The organism is Cognatishimia sp. F0-27, from assembly GCF_020667845.1.
Lineage (GTDB): Bacteria > Pseudomonadota > Alphaproteobacteria > Rhodobacterales > Rhodobacteraceae > JAFMPQ01.
In genome coordinates this window covers 1-15,088 of sequence record NZ_JAFMPQ010000061.1, presented here as the reverse complement: position 1 = coordinate 15,088, position 15,088 = coordinate 1, and the positions used below count along the sequence as shown (strand labels likewise).

General features: G+C 58.2%; 11 protein-coding genes and 2 pseudogenes. 7 read left to right on the top strand and 6 right to left on the bottom strand.

From position 1 onward, the window contains the following. Positions 1-631: 631 nt before the first annotated feature. Together J1C49_RS20810 and J1C49_RS20805 are read left to right on the top strand one after the other, a co-directional pair. A complete protein-coding gene (locus tag J1C49_RS20810) occupies positions 632-2,917 on the top strand; it encodes an arginine/lysine/ornithine decarboxylase (RefSeq protein ID WP_227447760.1) in 2,286 nt (761 codons plus the stop codon). 237 nt (positions 2,918-3,154) lie between these two features. Further along, positions 3,155-3,592 (top strand): annotated as a pseudogene (locus tag J1C49_RS20805) (transposase); the annotation flags it as partial. Positions 3,593-3,726: 134 nt separating this feature from the next. Here the strand turns inward: J1C49_RS20805 and J1C49_RS20800 are convergent. From J1C49_RS20800 to J1C49_RS20780, 5 genes are all read right to left on the bottom strand, one after another. After that, positions 3,727-4,389 (bottom strand): DUF2461 domain-containing protein, encoded by a 663-nt coding sequence (locus tag J1C49_RS20800; protein WP_227447759.1) that lies wholly within the window; start codon positions 4,387-4,389, stop codon positions 3,727-3,729. A 63-nt stretch (positions 4,390-4,452) separates the two neighbouring features. Beyond that, the gene (locus J1C49_RS20795; RefSeq protein WP_227447758.1) at positions 4,453-5,202 is read right to left on the bottom strand and encodes a TauD/TfdA family dioxygenase; all 750 of its coding nucleotides are present in this window, start codon (positions 5,200-5,202) and stop codon (positions 4,453-4,455) included. Further along, positions 5,199-5,876 carry an HAD family phosphatase gene (locus J1C49_RS20790; RefSeq protein WP_227447757.1) on the bottom strand — a complete coding sequence of 226 codons (678 nt, stop codon included), beginning with the start codon at positions 5,874-5,876 and terminating at the stop codon, positions 5,199-5,201. The genes J1C49_RS20795 and J1C49_RS20790 overlap by 4 nt, the downstream gene beginning before the upstream one ends. Before the next feature lie 38 nt (positions 5,877-5,914). After that, positions 5,915-9,061, bottom strand: a complete 3,147-nt coding sequence (locus J1C49_RS20785; protein WP_227447756.1) for an efflux RND transporter permease subunit — start codon at positions 9,059-9,061, stop codon at positions 5,915-5,917. Positions 9,062-9,063: 2 nt separating this feature from the next. Continuing rightward, entirely contained in the window at positions 9,064-10,059 is a 996-nt protein-coding gene (locus J1C49_RS20780) for an efflux RND transporter periplasmic adaptor subunit (RefSeq protein WP_227447755.1), read from the bottom strand. 142 nt (positions 10,060-10,201) lie between these two features. Between J1C49_RS20780 and J1C49_RS20775 the strand changes: the two genes are divergently transcribed. The 5 genes and pseudogenes from J1C49_RS20775 to J1C49_RS20755 all read left to right on the top strand — a co-directional run. Then, on the top strand, positions 10,202-10,828 hold the full coding sequence (locus J1C49_RS20775; RefSeq protein ID WP_227447754.1) for a TetR/AcrR family transcriptional regulator: 627 nt from the start codon (positions 10,202-10,204) through the stop codon (positions 10,826-10,828). 1 nt (position 10,829) lies between these two features. After that, positions 10,830-11,417, top strand: a complete 588-nt coding sequence (locus J1C49_RS20770; protein ID WP_227447753.1) for a YdeI family protein — start codon at positions 10,830-10,832, stop codon at positions 11,415-11,417. A 595-nt stretch (positions 11,418-12,012) separates the two neighbouring features. After that, a complete protein-coding gene (locus tag J1C49_RS20765) occupies positions 12,013-13,185 on the top strand; it encodes a site-specific integrase (RefSeq protein WP_227447752.1) in 1,173 nt (390 codons plus the stop codon). Continuing rightward, entirely contained in the window at positions 13,182-13,631 is a 450-nt protein-coding gene (locus tag J1C49_RS20760) for a hypothetical protein (RefSeq protein WP_227447751.1), read from the top strand. The genes J1C49_RS20765 and J1C49_RS20760 overlap by 4 nt, the downstream gene beginning before the upstream one ends. 109 nt (positions 13,632-13,740) lie before the next feature. Beyond that, a pseudogene (locus J1C49_RS20755) lies at positions 13,741-14,115 on the top strand (integrase core domain-containing protein); the annotation flags it as partial. Positions 14,116-14,207: 92 nt separating this feature from the next. Here J1C49_RS20755 and J1C49_RS20750 read toward each other — a convergent pair. Beyond that, complete coding sequence (locus J1C49_RS20750) at positions 14,208-14,687, bottom strand: hypothetical protein (protein ID WP_227447750.1); 480 nt, start codon at positions 14,685-14,687, stop codon at positions 14,208-14,210. Positions 14,688-15,088: the final 401 nt, after the last annotated feature.

Here is a 15,088-nt window from a genome sequence, read left to right as displayed (position 1 = left end):
CGGTGCCAACGGCTCCCGCATCGCGCATGCGCATGGAATGTGCATGCGTTGTGCATGGATTGTGCATGGCCGTTTCGGTCTCGCCCAACGGCCTCCTCCCGCACCGCGAGAGAGCCTCGGGCCTCCGATGAAAACGCGGATTGACCAGCTTGCAGATGTTTGATCCCACGCTCGACACGTCCAAGGCCCCCCCGCGGAGCCTGTGTGCCGGCTCTTGCCCTTTAAGCAGACGTTGCAATCCGCATATGGAGACCTGCGTTGTTGGATTACCCGGCCCAAGCGGTGCGAACCATGCAGGGCTGCTCGCCGCCGCCGCGCGGATCTCCCTCAAGCTGGCGGAGATCTTTCCTGCGCTGCAGCATATGCGAAAAACTCAATCAGAACGGCCCTCGCGCGCTGATCCGTGCGCCATTGTCTGAGCCAGCCAGACGTTGTTTTTCCACAGAAGGGCGCAGGGCGGCCGTCTGCGGCGCTTTGGGTGACTGTCGGTTGCGGGCCGCATCGACCAATGGGCCAAGCATGGATTGACTGCTCGGGTGAAGGGGTCTGCCCTTGGTCACGCGCGGCCTTGACGTTGCCCTTCGGGACTTAGACAAGGGTTTCACCCGCATTTCTTGTCAAGGACAGACCGATGAAATTTCGCTTCCCGATCGTGATCATCGACGAGGATTTCCGGTCCGAGAACAACTCTGGCTTCGGCATTCGCGCGCTGGCAGAAGCCTTTGAACAGGAAGGGTTCGAGGTGCTGGGTGCCACAAGTTACGGCGACCTCTCGCAGTTCGCCCAGCAACAAAGCCGCGCGTCCGCCTTTATCCTTTCGATCGACGACGAGGAGTTCAGCCCCGGCCCCGACCTCGATCCTGCGGTGCTCAATCTTCGCAGCTTCATCAACGAGGTGCGCGCGAAAAACGAAGAGGTTCCGATCTATGTCTACGGCGAGACCAAGACCTCGCGCCACCTGCCGAATGACATCCTGCGTGAGCTTCATGGGTTTATCCACGCGTTTGAAGACACGCCCGAATTCGTCGCCCGTCACGTCATCCGCGAAGCGAGGAACTATCTCGAAGGGATCCAGCCCCCGTTCTTCAAGGCGCTGATCGACTATGCCGAGGACGGCTCTTATTCGTGGCACTGCCCGGGGCATTCGGGCGGGGTCGCCTTTCTGAAATCGCCCATCGGACAGATGTATCATCAGTTCTACGGAGAGAACATGTTGCGTGCCGACGTATGCAACTCGGTCGAGGAACTGGGCCAGCTTCTGGATCACAACGGGGCCATCGGTTCATCCGAGCGCAACGCGGCACGGATCTTCAACGCCGACCATTGCTTCTTCGTCACAAATGGCACCTCGACCTCCAACAAGATGGTCTGGCACCATAATGTCGCCCCGGGCGATGTGGTGATCGTCGACCGGAACTGCCACAAATCGATTCTGCACGCGATCATCATGACGGGTGCCATCCCCATCTTCCTCAAACCCACGCGCAACCATTGGGGCATCATCGGTCCGATCCAGCAATCCGAGTTCGAGCCGGAGGCCATCAAGGCAAAGATCCGGGCGAACCCGCTTCTTGACGGTGTCGACGCCGAAAAGGTGAATCCCCGTATCCTGTCGCTCACGCAATCGACCTATGACGGTGTTCTCTACAACACCGAGGTGGTGAAGGGCATGCTCGACGGCTATGTGGAGACGCTGCATTTTGATGAGGCGTGGCTGCCGCATGCAGCATTCCATCCGTTTTACGGCACCTATCACGCCATGGGACGCAAGCGCGGGCGCACCAAACATTCAGTGACCTATGCCACCCAATCGGTCCACAAGCTCCTGGCTGGGATCAGCCAAGCCAGCCACGTGTTGGTGCAGGATTCCGAAACCACCAAGCTCGACAGGCATCTGTTCAATGAATCCTACCTCATGCACACGTCGACCAGCCCGCAATACTCGATCATCGCGAGCTGCGACGTTGCGGCAGCGATGATGGAACCGCCGGGCGGAACGGCGCTGGTCGAGGAGAGTCTGACCGAGGCGCTCGATTTTCGTCGTGCGATGCGCAAGGTCGACGAGGAATACGGCAATGACTGGTGGTTCCAGGTCTGGGGCCCCGACGCATTGGCAGAAGATGGTATCGGCCACGCCAAAGACTGGGAGCTGAAGAAAACCGACAGTGAGGCTGTCGAAAGCTCGGGGGAGGACGCGTGGCACGGTTTCGGCGACATGGCGCGCGGATTCAACATGCTGGACCCGATCAAGGCGACGATCATTACGCCCGGGCTCAATATCGACGGGCGTTTCGAAGAGAGCGGGATCCCGGCCTCCATCGTCTCAAAATACCTGACCGAACATGGCGTGGTGGTCGAGAAGACCGGCCTCTACAGCTTCTTCATCATGTTTACGATCGGCATTACAAAGGGACGATGGAACACGCTTCTCGCGGCGCTCCAGCAATTCAAGGACGACTATGACCGCAACCAGCCGCTCTGGCGGGTCATGCCCGAATTCTGCGCGAAGCAACCCCGCTACGAGCATATGGGGCTCAAGGACCTGTGCCAGTATGTCCACCAGCTCTATGCGAAATATGACGTGGCCCGGCTCTCGACCGAGATCTATCTCGGCGATCACCGTCCGGCGATGTCGCCCTCCGAGGCGTTTTCTCACATTGCCCGGCGGAAGACCGAAAGGGTCGCGATCAACAATCTCGAAGGTCGCGTGACCTCAAGCCTCGTCACGCCATATCCGCCTGGTATCCCGCTTCTCATTCCCGGCGAGATTTTCAGTGCGGATATCGTGGAGTATCTTCGATTCAACCGCGAATTTGCGCGCGAGTGCCCTGGTTTCGAAACAGACATCCATGGTCTGCTGCTCGAGGTCGGCCAGCATGGCGAAGTTCAATATTTCGCCGACTGCATCGCCGAGTAAGGTCGAGGCCATGCATCGGGGCTGAGAAGTTTCAGAGTGATCTGCAACGGCACAGTTTCGGCAGCGCATTCACTCGGCGATTTTTGATGCATCGAATGATCGCATCTCGCTCTGCCCTGCGTGAAGGTCGCGTCAGGGCGGATTTTGTTCAAGAGCTCCGGCTTGAACGAGGTTGGCTGGCTGATACAGTTTCCCCTGCGGGAGAGGGATTGGCGATCATGGGACCCAAGCAAGCTAGTGCGGGCGGCGCTGTTTGACGCGTTGTCGCTCAAAGACCTTGTTCTGCAAGATCGCCTTTTGCGCTTGTTTGATCGGGTCGTCGGTCCGCACAGCGTCCGAGCCGATCTGGCGGAGTTTTTCGGCCACACTGGCCCTTCTTCCATCGGCCTTGAGTGGCTGATCCGGATGCTGCGGGGTGGGTCTTGTCTTGGCCTCCGGTGCGAGCGACGGCTCTGCAGAGAGGTGCCTCTGAACTCGGCGTATCGGTGGTTTTGCCATCTCGATCTGACTGATCGAGTTCTTGCCCATTCGACGGTCTCGAAGACCAGACATGGCCGTTTCCGTGCAAGCGATCTGCTCCGCCATGTGTTCGAGACGACTATAGCGCGCTGCGTCTCGGAAGGGGGCGTCGGTGGTCATGTCTTCGCCGTCGATGCCAGCTTGTTCAGGGACGATGTGGCAGAAGACAAACGCCAAGAAACCCGAGGATTTGGCCATCGGTCACAGCCCCTCTTCGACACGGACTGGTGGAGGCCAGAACTCACGTCTTTCGCTGTCTCTTGGAACGCTGGTTTTGTGGTGAGAGCGCGTCAGCCTGCCCGAGCCGGATCCTGGAAAGTGAGAAGCGGCATGGCATCTCTCGCAAGCTTCTCGATGTGGTCGATCACATCGCCGCTGGTCCAGTCGGTTTCTGAAAGCTCCTGGGTCACGAGAAGGCTCTTGCGTTTGATGTGATCCGCATGCCGATGGGCCGCGTGTTCTGCGTATCCTCGCGGCATCGAGGTCAGCTCATGGCCGGATGCGAGCTTGCGGTTCGCTTGGTCGAGGGCGGAAAGCACCTCGTCGAAGGTATCGGCGCGCTCGATCATGGCATCCCGCACAGGCATGAGTTGCTTGGGGGAGAGATTATAAAACCCGGCAGACGCAAAACCGCCGCCGGGCTCTAGATGCACATAAAGCAAAGCCGCAACCTCGGATTTGGTGCCGGACGGCGTCAATAGCCCCGACACATTGGTCTTGTAGGGTGCCTTGTCTTTGCTGAAACGAATATCCCGATTGGGCCGGAACATGGTGGATTTACCGCCGCTCAATGGGCGACGGGCATCCTGCAGCCGGTTGCTGAGCGCTTCGAGCAAGGCGGCGAACGGCGCCTCAAGCTCTTTCGTATAGCGGGATTTGTTGGCGTTGAACCACTCCCTGTTGTTCGACGCGGTGAGCTCGCGAAGAAATGCAAAGGCATCCTTGGAAAACATTGTCATGGCATCGCTCCAGTTTTTTTACGGCGGGCTCATTTGCGAAATGCGTCTTTATGGGACTCAGGCGGGCGCCTCGCCCCGGACGAGCGCTCGATACAGCACACGGTCCCCAAGGACGGCGGAATGATCAGCGGCATGCAGGGTGCAGCGATTGTCCCACACAAGGATGTCACCTTTCGACCAGTGATGCCGGTGCGTCGGCGCGCCTCTGATGGAGTGGTCGTAGAGAAACTCAATCAGATCGCTTCGATCTGTGCCATCACGCAGCCGCAAATCGGATAGCCGCGCTGGCGTCGTCAGATAGAGTGCCATGCGTTTTGTGTCCGGGTGACGTCGAACAACAGGATGCCGGGCCTCGGCCTCTTCTCCCTCGGGCAGATCAACCCCGGTGACGCGGTGATGCACGGTCGCACCGATCAAGAGTTCCTTCAGGGTGGCCGGCAACCGGTCGTAAGCTTTGGACTGGTCGACAAAAAGGGTGGCACCGCCCGCCTCGGGGACATCGACGGCATAGAGGCCGGAAAACGATGGCGGGCGCGCGACATATGTCGTGTCTGAATGAAACACGCTTTTGGGCTTCGTTTTCCGGCCCACATTGCTGACCACGTTGAGCATCGGAAAGTCCGGCGCGGGCGTTTCCCCGGTGGTGAACATTGGCGGCCCGAGGGTTTCCATGAAGGCTGCGAATTCGGCGACCGTTGCGCTCTCGGCATCGACTTTGACAACGCCATATTCTGCTGCCGCCTTGCGAACCGCCTCCGTGTCCATCGGGGCCGAGATGATCTGACCGAAAGCGTGCTGAACGTTCATGTTGCGACTTTTGCGTTTTCGAGGAACGGGACGACCTCTTCAAAAAGAGAGCCCTTCACCACATGGTCTGCCTCAGCAAAATCCTTCGGGTCATCAAACTCTCCGGGGTAGGCCACCACAAACAAGCCCGCGGCCTTTGCGGATGTCACCCCGTCGAGGTTGTCTTCGATGGCGAGGACGTCCGTGGCCGCCAATCCCAACCGATCCAGCGCGAATTGATACGCATCAGGCGCGGGTTTCGGATCGAGGCCCAAGGCCCGGCTGGTCATCACGTCGAAACTCCGGACGCGCTGCCCGAAAAGAATGGCTGATATGGCCTCGATGGTCGCGGGTTCGGTCGTCGACACAAATCCGGTCTTCAGCCCATGCGCCTGACAGTGCTTGAGCAGGTCAAGGACACCATCGCGCGGTGCCTTGGTTCCAGCTTGAAGCTGTTCGAGGAAGATCGCGCTTTTCCGCTGGTGAATGGCGTTTGCGTCGACCTCCTCGCCACGGTCTTCAGCATAGGCCGCGATGCGTTTCGCACCGCCGGATGATTTCAGCATTTCGGCGTAATCCGGCTTTTCCCAGACCCAATCGAGCCCATGCTCTTTGAAGGCCTGGTTGAACGCTTGGCGCTGTAATTCGGATGTTTCCACCACGCTCCCAATGGAGCCAAAAAAGAGGGCTTTCATCTGGTGTTCCTTCGAAAATCAAAGAGGGGTTTGGACGTCTATTCTGCGGCGATGGGGGGCTGATCCTTGGTCCCACCAAACACGCGGAAGCGTCTTTTGGGTGCGCCGCCTGCCGCCTTTTCCGTCTCGGCCTTGGCGCGCTTTTCCGCGCGCCGTTCGCGGCGCAAGTAGGTGTGATAGAGGGCAGGGACGCCGATGAGGGTCAGGATCGAGGCAAAACCAAGCCCCGCCATGATCGACACAGCCATGGAGGCAAAGAACGCGTCACTGAGCAGCGGAACCATGCCAAGGATTGTCGTGGCCGCGGCCAGAACCACGGGGCGCAAACGGCTGACGGATGCGGCAACGATCGCCTCGGACTGGGGCAAACCTTCTTCGGATTTTTGCGCGTCGATCTCCTCGACCAGCACGATCGCGTTCTTGATCAACATACCCGATAGGCTGAGGAGTCCCAGCAACGCGGTGAAGCTGAAGGGCAGGTTGGTGAACAACAGGCCCAGACCAACGCCGGTCACGGCCATGGGCACCACAGTCCAGATCACGGCGGTCTGGCGCAGTTTGCCGAACAGCAAGACCGTGATCAGAAGCATCATCCCAAAGGCCAGCGGCATCTGCTTGCCAAGGCTTTCCTGCGCGGCGCCGGCGCTTTCGAACTCACCACCCCATTCCATGCGGTAGCCTGCGGGCAGGGGCATTGCCTCGATCGCGGCGCGGACCTCTCCGAAGGCTTGCGGGGGAAGACTATCTGGCACGCTGAAGGCCTGCACGCTCACCGTCGGCGTGCGGTTCCGGCGCTGGATCAACGTGTTGCGCGTAACCACGTCAAACCCGTCCAGCACCTGCGTCAGGTTGGTATAGGTGTTGGACGACGGGGCGTAGATTGGCTGATCCAACAGATAGGCGTCGCCCGATTGCTCATCGCGTGGGGTGCGGATGATGATGGGGACCTGACGGTCATTCTCGCGGAACGTGCCAACGCGCAGCCCGTCGGTCGCAAGGGCAATGGTTTGCGAGACATCGCTGCGCGTGATCCCAAGGGCGCGGGCGCGCTCGACCGCAAAGATCGGCTGCGTGGTCAATTCCTGTTCGCGCCAGTCCGTGCGTTCGACCATCAGAAGGTCCGTCTCGGTCTCGAAGATGCTTTGTGCCTCATCGGCAAGCTGTCGCAACACGCGCGGGTCGGGACCGGACAGGCGCAATTCCACATCCGCGCCGACGGGTGGGCCGTAGATGATCTGCTGAACCCGCGTTTCGGCCCAAGGCAGAGCAGCGTCAGCGAAGGTTGTCAGGTCATCGCGCAAGGCCGGTATTTGCGTGTGATCGCTCACCCGAATGACGACTTGCCCGTAGGACGGGTTCGGGTCCTCGGGGGTGTAGGTCAGCAAGAAGCGGGTCAGGCTGCCACCGACGGTTGTTGTTGCCGCCTCGACGGATGGGTGATTGGCCAGCCAGTCCTCGACAATGCGCAGATCATCCGAAGCCGCAGTAATCGAGGTGCCCTGTGCGCCCTTGTAATTCAGGTAGACAAGCGGCGTCGTGGCAGGTGGAAAGAACTGTTGTTTGACAAAGCCCATCGCCCCAACACCTGCCGCCGTTGCGCCGATCAGTCCGATGATCACCAGCCACCGCGCCCAGAGCGCGCCGCGCACGACCGCCCCGTAGCCACGGAAAAATCTCGTGTCGTAGGGGTCTTTAGCGTCCGTTTCGGCTGAGACTTTGAAAAAATAGCTGGCAAGGAGTGGCGTCACAGTGACCGCGATCAGCCATGACAGAAGCAGTGAAATCCCGATCACCGCGAAGAGCGAAAAGAGAAACTCCCCCGAGCTGTCCGGGCTCAGCCCGATGCCCGCAAACGCCATGATCCCGATGATCGTTGCACCAAGCAGTGGCACTTGCGTGCGTCGCACGACTTCTGCGGCGGCATCGACAGCCTTGCGCCCGCGCCGCATCTGGACCTGCATGCCTTCGGCGACCACGATGGCGTTGTCCACCAGCATCCCCATGGCGATGATCAACGCGCCAAGGCTGATCCGTTCGACCTTGATGTCGAAGATATTCATGAAGAAGAAGGTGAAGCTCACGGTCAGCAGCAGCGACCCGCCCACCACAATGGCTGCGCGCCAGCCCATGAAAACGGCCAGGACGGCAATGACCACACCCACGGACATCGCGAGGCTGGCGAGGAAACTGGTGTTGGCCTCGTCCACCACGCGGTGCTGCTCGTAGATGGGCTCCAACGTCACACCCAAAGGCAGTAGCGGCGTGATTTCGGCCAAACGCTCCTCGATCCGCGCACCGACCGTGACGATATTCTCGGAGGTGAGGCCAGCCACGCCGATTGTGAAGGCCTCGACCCCATTATGGCGGATGATCTGGCGCGGGTCGTCAACGCGGGCGCGGTAGACCTCGGCCACGTCGGTCAGATTGATCACCTCGCCCTGAAACCCGAAGGTCAGGGCGCTGATCTCGCCAACGCTGTCATCAGCGGCAGGCGCCTGCACGCGCACGTCCTGCCGGCCGTTGGAGGCAGAGCCCGTCGCGACGACCTCGTCCGCGGCAGAAACCGCGCCAACAATCACATCGGGCGGCACCCCGAGGGAGGTCAGGATTTCGCTTGAGGGTTCGACAAAGACAGCCTCTTCCGGCAGGCCGAGCACTTCGGCATTCGCGACACCCTCGACTGTCAGCATCTCGCGCCGCAGGAAAGTGGCGATATCCCAGATTGTGGCGTCTGAATATCCCGGTGCCGTGACCGCGTAGAGCAGCCCGTAAACATCTCCGAAGCTGTCATTCACCGTCGGCGGCAAGGCACCCGCCGGCAGATCGCCGATCGCATCGGCGACACGGTCGCGCATGTCGTCCCAGACCTGCGGCAGCTCTGTGCCGTCATAAGTGTCCTGTATCGTAACCTCGATCACGGACAATCCTGGCGTATTGGTCGAGGTAATAAAATCGACCTCGTCCATTTGCTGGATTTCCGATTCGAGAACCTCGGAGACTTCTATGGCGACCTCGGAAGCGGTCGCGCCGGGATAGGGCGTGATGATGAGCGCCGATTTGAGCGTGAAGACCGGGTCTTCCAGCTTGCCAACGCTCAGGTAGCCGGCCGCGCCGCCGAACAGGCAGAACAGGATCAGGATCCATGTGTAGAGGGGGCGTTCGATGGAAAAGCGCGCGATTTGCATGATCAAAGCCCCTCGATCGTCAGGCCGGCATATCGCTGCACCGGCTGGCCGTCGGTCAGCAGATGGGCGCCTACGGTGATGATCTCGCTTTGTGGCGGAATGCCGGTCACGTCAAATTGCGTCCCCGTCCGAGAGGTCACGTCCACAATCTGGCGGCGGGCGATCAGCGTATCGTTTTCCGCTTCTACGGTGAACAGGATCTGCGTTCCGTCAGGCTCGACATGGATCGCCGTTGCAGGAACGGTGACCACGCCCTGCGGTCGCGGAACCGAGGCCTCGACCGTGATTGTTCGTCCAGGCAGAAGGTTTTGGCTGGGGGCCTCTTCGACGGCCAATGAAATCGTGTAGCTTTGACCGACGCCATTCGTTTCCGTTCGAAACTCGCGGAATGCCAACGGTATGGGAGCTTCTTGCCCTGCGAGATAACCCCTGAAGCTTATGTCCTCAGGCGCGCCGATCTGCGCCAGCAGCCGTTCGGGCAGGTCAAATTCCACCCGCACCTCGGACATATTGTGGAGACGAACGATCGGCTCTCCCGGTTCGATCGTGACGAACGGCGTGCCGAGGCGATCTGCGACGAGCCCATCGAACGGCGCGCGGATTTCGGCGTCGGACCGCGCGTCACGCGCTTCCGCGAGGGCGACCGCCGCGAGATCACGCGCGGTCAGTGCGTTGTCAGCCTGAACCTGAGAGCCGACGTTGCGCGTTGCAAGCTCCTCGGCGCGCTCAAGGTCGCGCTCCGCCTGCGAAAGCGCCAGTTCAGCACGGGCCACTGCGCGATCGAACGGGGCAAGATCGAGGCGTGCAATGAGGGTTCCTTCGAGCAGGAAACTGCCCTCTTGGGCTTCGAGAACGTCAATGTAGCCTCCAACCTGGAAGGAGACATCCACCGTCTTGAGCGCAGTGACTTCTCCAAAAAACCGCCGCGCCATCGCCGCGGCTTCATCTTCGAGCACAGCCGTTTGCACAAAGACCGGGGCCTCGTCCACAGTCTCCATGTCTTGCGCTGCCACTGAACTACACACAAAACTGGCGACAATCGCGATTTGGAATGCGGTTTTGACTTGAGACAGCATTCGATACCCCTAACTGCTTACCAACCGTTCGGTAGGGCAGTTAGCCGAAGTGAGAACGAGGTCAATGAAGCAGGCAGAAAAAATGCAAGCCGAGGATAGGCGCGTTCAGATCATATCGCGAAGCACTGACTTGTTCTTGGAGCAGGGCTTTGCCGGCACATCCATGAGTATGATCGCCAAACGTTGTGGCATCACGAAAGCAAGCCTTTACCATCATTTTAATGGAAAGGATGAGCTCTTTGTTGCGTGCGTCACGTCGGGATATCAACGTGCTCTGGACGCTCTGACGGAGATCATCGCGCAAGCAGACAGACCGGCGGGCCAAAAACTAGCCGAGGCGATGACCGTTCTCTATGACATCACAATTTCGTCGTCCGTGGGTCGGATGTCACCGCTCATCGCAGAAGTTTCACGCACCTTTCCAAATGTCGCGCGCTCCTTCCACTCAGAATATATCGCGCCTCAGCAAGATCTGGTTTGGAACCTGATCGAAGCCGGTCAGGCATCGGGAGAATTCAAGGATCTGGACCGGGGCCTGCTTTTTCACATGCTGTTCGGGCCAATTGTGACGCTGTCCTTGTCGAGAGAGATGTTTTCCACCTTCGATGACCTGGATGAGCATTTCCCGGTCGGACATCTTCGTGACGGTCACCTGAACGTCATTCTGGGCATGCTGCGAAAGGACCGTTGAAATGACCAAAGGCATTCCAACCGAACGGTTTGAAAAGGTCGAGGTGGCGTCGGCGCAGGAGCTTCGGGCCTGGCTCTCTCTGAACCACAGTCAGACTGAAAACGTATGGCTCGTGACCTACAAAAAGCACGTTGGTGACAAATATGTTTCCGTCGAAGAAACGCTGGATGCCATCATCTCGTTCGGCTGGGTGGATGGCATCCGACGCAAACTGGATGATGATCGTACGATGCAGGTCATCGGCCCGCGTCACAGACAGGCTTGGGCAAAGAGCTACAAGGATCGGGCGGCAAGATTGATCAAAGAAGGTCGCATGCAAGCGCCAGGCTTCGCTTCCGTTGAGGCGGGAAAACAGAGTGGTCTTTGGGACTACTGGGCGGATGTCGACGCGCTGATCGAACCGGATGATCTTCGCACGGCTTTGGCTGCATCGCCCGCGGCAAAGACATACTATGATCAGACCGGCGAGAGCTATCGTCGCAATCTTCTGCGCTGGATCAAGTTGGCCAAAACGGATGTGACACGCCAGAAACGTATCGCGCAGGTTGTCGATTTTTCTCTGAGAGGTGATCGAGTCCCGCAGATGTAGCGAGTATCACTGCCGCGCGGACACTCGGCTGGCAGACAAGGCCAAGGCCGAATTGTCTCCGCGGCACTCGCGCGCCTTGCAGCGATGGTTGGGGAAGACCAGGTCGAAAAATCGGGCACCAGGGCAGCAGGTCGGTAAACCGGCCTTCGGACTGGAACTGCGGGTTCGACGTGTGTTCCATCTTCTGCCCGCTCGGATATGCGAACCGGCGCGGGCAGAGAAAGAAAACTTTCACCTATTTATCAATTGCATGGCGCACTTAACCGGAATGGAGCCGGTTAACAGGTCTGGAGAATATCAACCCAGAGAGACCGCGTGTGCGCTCTTCGGGGCGTGGGCCGGTTAGCAGTCCCACCCGCATAACCCTCGAAAACAACGAAAAATTCCGGCCGCAGCCGGATGGTGAGAACACTTTCGCAAGGGCAAGTGGCGGAGAGGAAGTCCGTAGAACTGCTGTTTTGTCGAGGTTCTCTTGGTTCACGTGCGTTCAAATTACTTGTGGATTTATAGTATGAAAGTTCCGCCTCTTCCCATTGCAGTTCGTTCGCGCCCGCCCTAAACCACTACGAAGCGTGGGAACAAATGTGGGAATGATATGGCTTTGAGTGCACGAAAGGTAGAAGCGGCAGCGCCGGGTCGGCACGGCGACGGGCGCGGGCTTTTTTTGTATGTCAAGCCGTCAGGCGCGCGCTCTTGGGTGTTGCGCTATCAGGTGCAGGGGTGGCGGCGCGACCTTGGGTTGGGGGCTTATCCAGCGGTGAACCTCGCCATGGCGCGCGACCGGGCGGCGGAAGCGCGGCGCGTGATTGCTGAGGGTGGCGACCCCATCGCCAAGAAACGGCAGGCCAAGCCAAAAGCCTTCCGCGATGCCGCGCTGGAATTGATCGAAAGCAAGCGCCCCGGTTGGAAGAACGTAAAGCACGCTGCACAATGGACATCCACGCTGGAAGCCTACGTATTTCCGAAAATCGGCGCGATGCAGGTCGCCAAGATCGAAACGGCCGACGTTATTTCGACCCTCACGCCGATCTGGTCCGAAAAGCCTGAGACTGCAAACCGCGTTCGTCAGCGCATCGAGGCAGTGATCGATTATGCCTCGGCGCTGGGCATCCATACCGGCGACAACCCGGCACGGTGGCGTGGCCACCTCGATCACCTTTTACCAAAGCCCAAGAAGGTCCGCGCCGTGAAACATCACCCTGCGTTATCCCATGTGGAGATTGCCAATTTCATGACTGAATTATCGGGTCGTCAGGGCATAGCGGCGCGGGCACTGGCGTTTACTATCCTGACCGCCGCGCGGTCGGGCGAAACACGCGGCATGACGTGGGCAGAGGTCGATTTGAACGCGAGAATCTGGACGATCCCGGCGGCGCGCATGAAGACGGCCAAGGAACATCGCGTGCCTCTGACCGATGCGGTCATTGCCTTGCTTGGTGCAAGGGGCGACGATGCAGCGCTGGTTTTTGCCAGTGAAACGAAGGTAGGCAAGCCAATTTCAGACATGAGTATGACGGCGGTCCTGCGCCGCATGGAGCGAGACGGTATCACCGTCCACGGCTTTCGCTCCACCTTCCGCGATTGGGCGGGCGAAACCACGGGTTTCCCGCGCGAAGTGATCGAAGCCGCGCTGGCGCATGGAATCAAAGACAAGGCCGAAGCCGCCTATGCGCGCTCTGACCTATTCGACAAACGGCGCAAGCTGATGGAGGCATGGACTTCAAGAGCGATGCCACAAACCAAGGGGCTCAATGTCGTCGCACTATGAAGGGCGTCAACTTGCTTCTTAAGTGGTATCATAGGCCATATCCGCTTGGGGTCAGGATTCATAACAAAAAACATGACAACGGCGGCCAATTTGTAGGCCGATATGAAGACTTTTGGGCACTTGTGGTAGCGGATGTCGACGCGCCGCCAGTCTTTGAGAAGGGCAAAGCTGTTATCGATTATGTGGCGCTTCTTGTCTCGCTCCGCGTCGCGAGGAATGGGCACCTTGGAGCCTTTGCGAGATTGGATACAGGGCGCATTTCCGTTGTCAGCGAGGGTTTCGCGATACCAATCCGCGTCACAACTGCCACGATCAGCGAGCATGTGTTTGGTCTCGGGAAAGTCGCTCAGCAAAGCCCGTGCGCCGATGTAATCGCAGCGCTGGCCAGCCGTCAGACACATCCGCACAGACCGGCCAATCGTATCCGCGACGGGATTAAGCTTTGAGTTCATCCCGTCCTTGGCAAGGCCCATCAGGCGGCCACGGCCCTCCCATTTTTGCCATATGCTGAGCGCTGTCCGGTGCGCTTTCAGAAAATGGGGCATCAATCATCTGCGTATCTGTTTCGCCACCGTGGTCGATACCTCGCTGTCGGGTGTCCGCGTGGCACGTGAACTGGACCGGATCGCCGAAATGCGAGGCTATCCCTGCATGGTTGTCAGCGACAACGGCACCGAGTTGACGTCGAACGCCGTGCTGAAGTGGCAGGAGGACCGCCCGGTGGAATGGCACTACATCGCTCCGGGCAAGCCGATGCAGAACGGCCTGGTGGAGAGCTTCCATGGACGCCTCAGGGACGAATGCCTGAACGAGCACCTGTTCCCAAACCTGCGCCATGCCCGCCATTTGATTGCGGCATGGCGTGACGACTACAACCATCACCGCCCGCATTCGAGCCTCGACGGCCTCACCCCGCGGGAGTATCACTAACGGTCAGAAGAGGACCAAACCCTGAACAGAGCTAACTTATAAACGCCGACTCTAAGGGGAGCAGGTCAGTGATTCAGAGTCAAAACCTAAAATCAAATATTTGCGATCTGCTTGACCTTGGCCTCTAAATCCTGAAGAAGACCTAAATGAAAACGCCAAACTTTCTTGGCTTCATTTTTAAATGTCAAAATGCTACTTTGAGTATTCCTTGCTGCGCAAATATCCTCTAAATACTCGTCAAAAATACTCTCACCCTCTTGGATGTTTCTGATCTGCTCCCGGCTAATAAGCCAATGAATGTCAGCAATCAGATCAAGTATATTCTCAAGTTCCTCTCTCTTGATTGCAGACGATCCCGGGTAATTTCTTACCCACCAAAACTCAATAATGTCGAAAAAATTATGATACCCAACTAATTTTCTTAATCCGTTCCTGCAATATTGACTTTCCTTTAGGGCGCCAGATAGTATAAAATTGTAAGATAGGGATGGGTCTTCATTGAGGGCTTCAATTGCTTCCTTTGTAGTGAATGGGAATTCTACGGTCCACATTTGGTCACCTAAATGCTGCATGAAGCACATCAATTACTGCGGCGTGATCTGCTTCTGATGCGATAAGTTGTTATACGCATAATTAGTAAGAATAGCAGAGGCGTTGCTTCAAAGTTAAGCTCATTGCGACATGGCAGAATTAGTATCTGCTCTGACTTCAATTGAGAACGCAAACCCGTGATCGCGAACACCTCTGCTTTGCCTACTGCTTCAGTTCTTTGATGGGTTTAGTGGGCACTGCTCAGCCTCCATCCTTTTACGCAAATACTATTTATAAAGAGTTAAAAATTTGAGACGAATGATCGGGTCAGGTGCCACATTCTGCTGGGCTCAGGACCCATTGATTTCTGTTGAACGATATGATTCAGCGTTCGAAAACGAGCGGTAAACATGTCTGATCTTTTCTGGCTGAGCGACGCGCA

Coding starts and splice junctions, on each gene's coding strand:
- J1C49_RS20810 (WP_227447760.1), top strand. CDS start 632: ATGAAATTTCGCTTCCCGATCGTGATCATCGACGAGGATTTCCGGTCC.
- J1C49_RS20800 (WP_227447759.1), bottom strand. CDS start 4,389: ATGTTTTCCAAGGATGCCTTTGCATTTCTTCGCGAGCTCACCGCGTCG.
- J1C49_RS20795 (WP_227447758.1), bottom strand. CDS start 5,202: ATGAACGTTCAGCACGCTTTCGGTCAGATCATCTCGGCCCCGATGGAC.
- J1C49_RS20790 (WP_227447757.1), bottom strand. CDS start 5,876: ATGAAAGCCCTCTTTTTTGGCTCCATTGGGAGCGTGGTGGAAACATCC.
- J1C49_RS20785 (WP_227447756.1), bottom strand. CDS start 9,061: ATGCAAATCGCGCGCTTTTCCATCGAACGCCCCCTCTACACATGGATC.
- J1C49_RS20780 (WP_227447755.1), bottom strand. CDS start 10,059: ATGGAGACTGTGGACGAGGCCCCGGTCTTTGTGCAAACGGCTGTGCTC.
- J1C49_RS20775 (WP_227447754.1), top strand. CDS start 10,202: ATGAAGCAGGCAGAAAAAATGCAAGCCGAGGATAGGCGCGTTCAGATC.
- J1C49_RS20770 (WP_227447753.1), top strand. CDS start 10,830: ATGACCAAAGGCATTCCAACCGAACGGTTTGAAAAGGTCGAGGTGGCG.
- J1C49_RS20765 (WP_227447752.1), top strand. CDS start 12,013: ATGGCTTTGAGTGCACGAAAGGTAGAAGCGGCAGCGCCGGGTCGGCAC.
- J1C49_RS20760 (WP_227447751.1), top strand. CDS start 13,182: ATGAAGGGCGTCAACTTGCTTCTTAAGTGGTATCATAGGCCATATCCG.
- J1C49_RS20750 (WP_227447750.1), bottom strand. CDS start 14,687: ATGCAGCATTTAGGTGACCAAATGTGGACCGTAGAATTCCCATTCACT.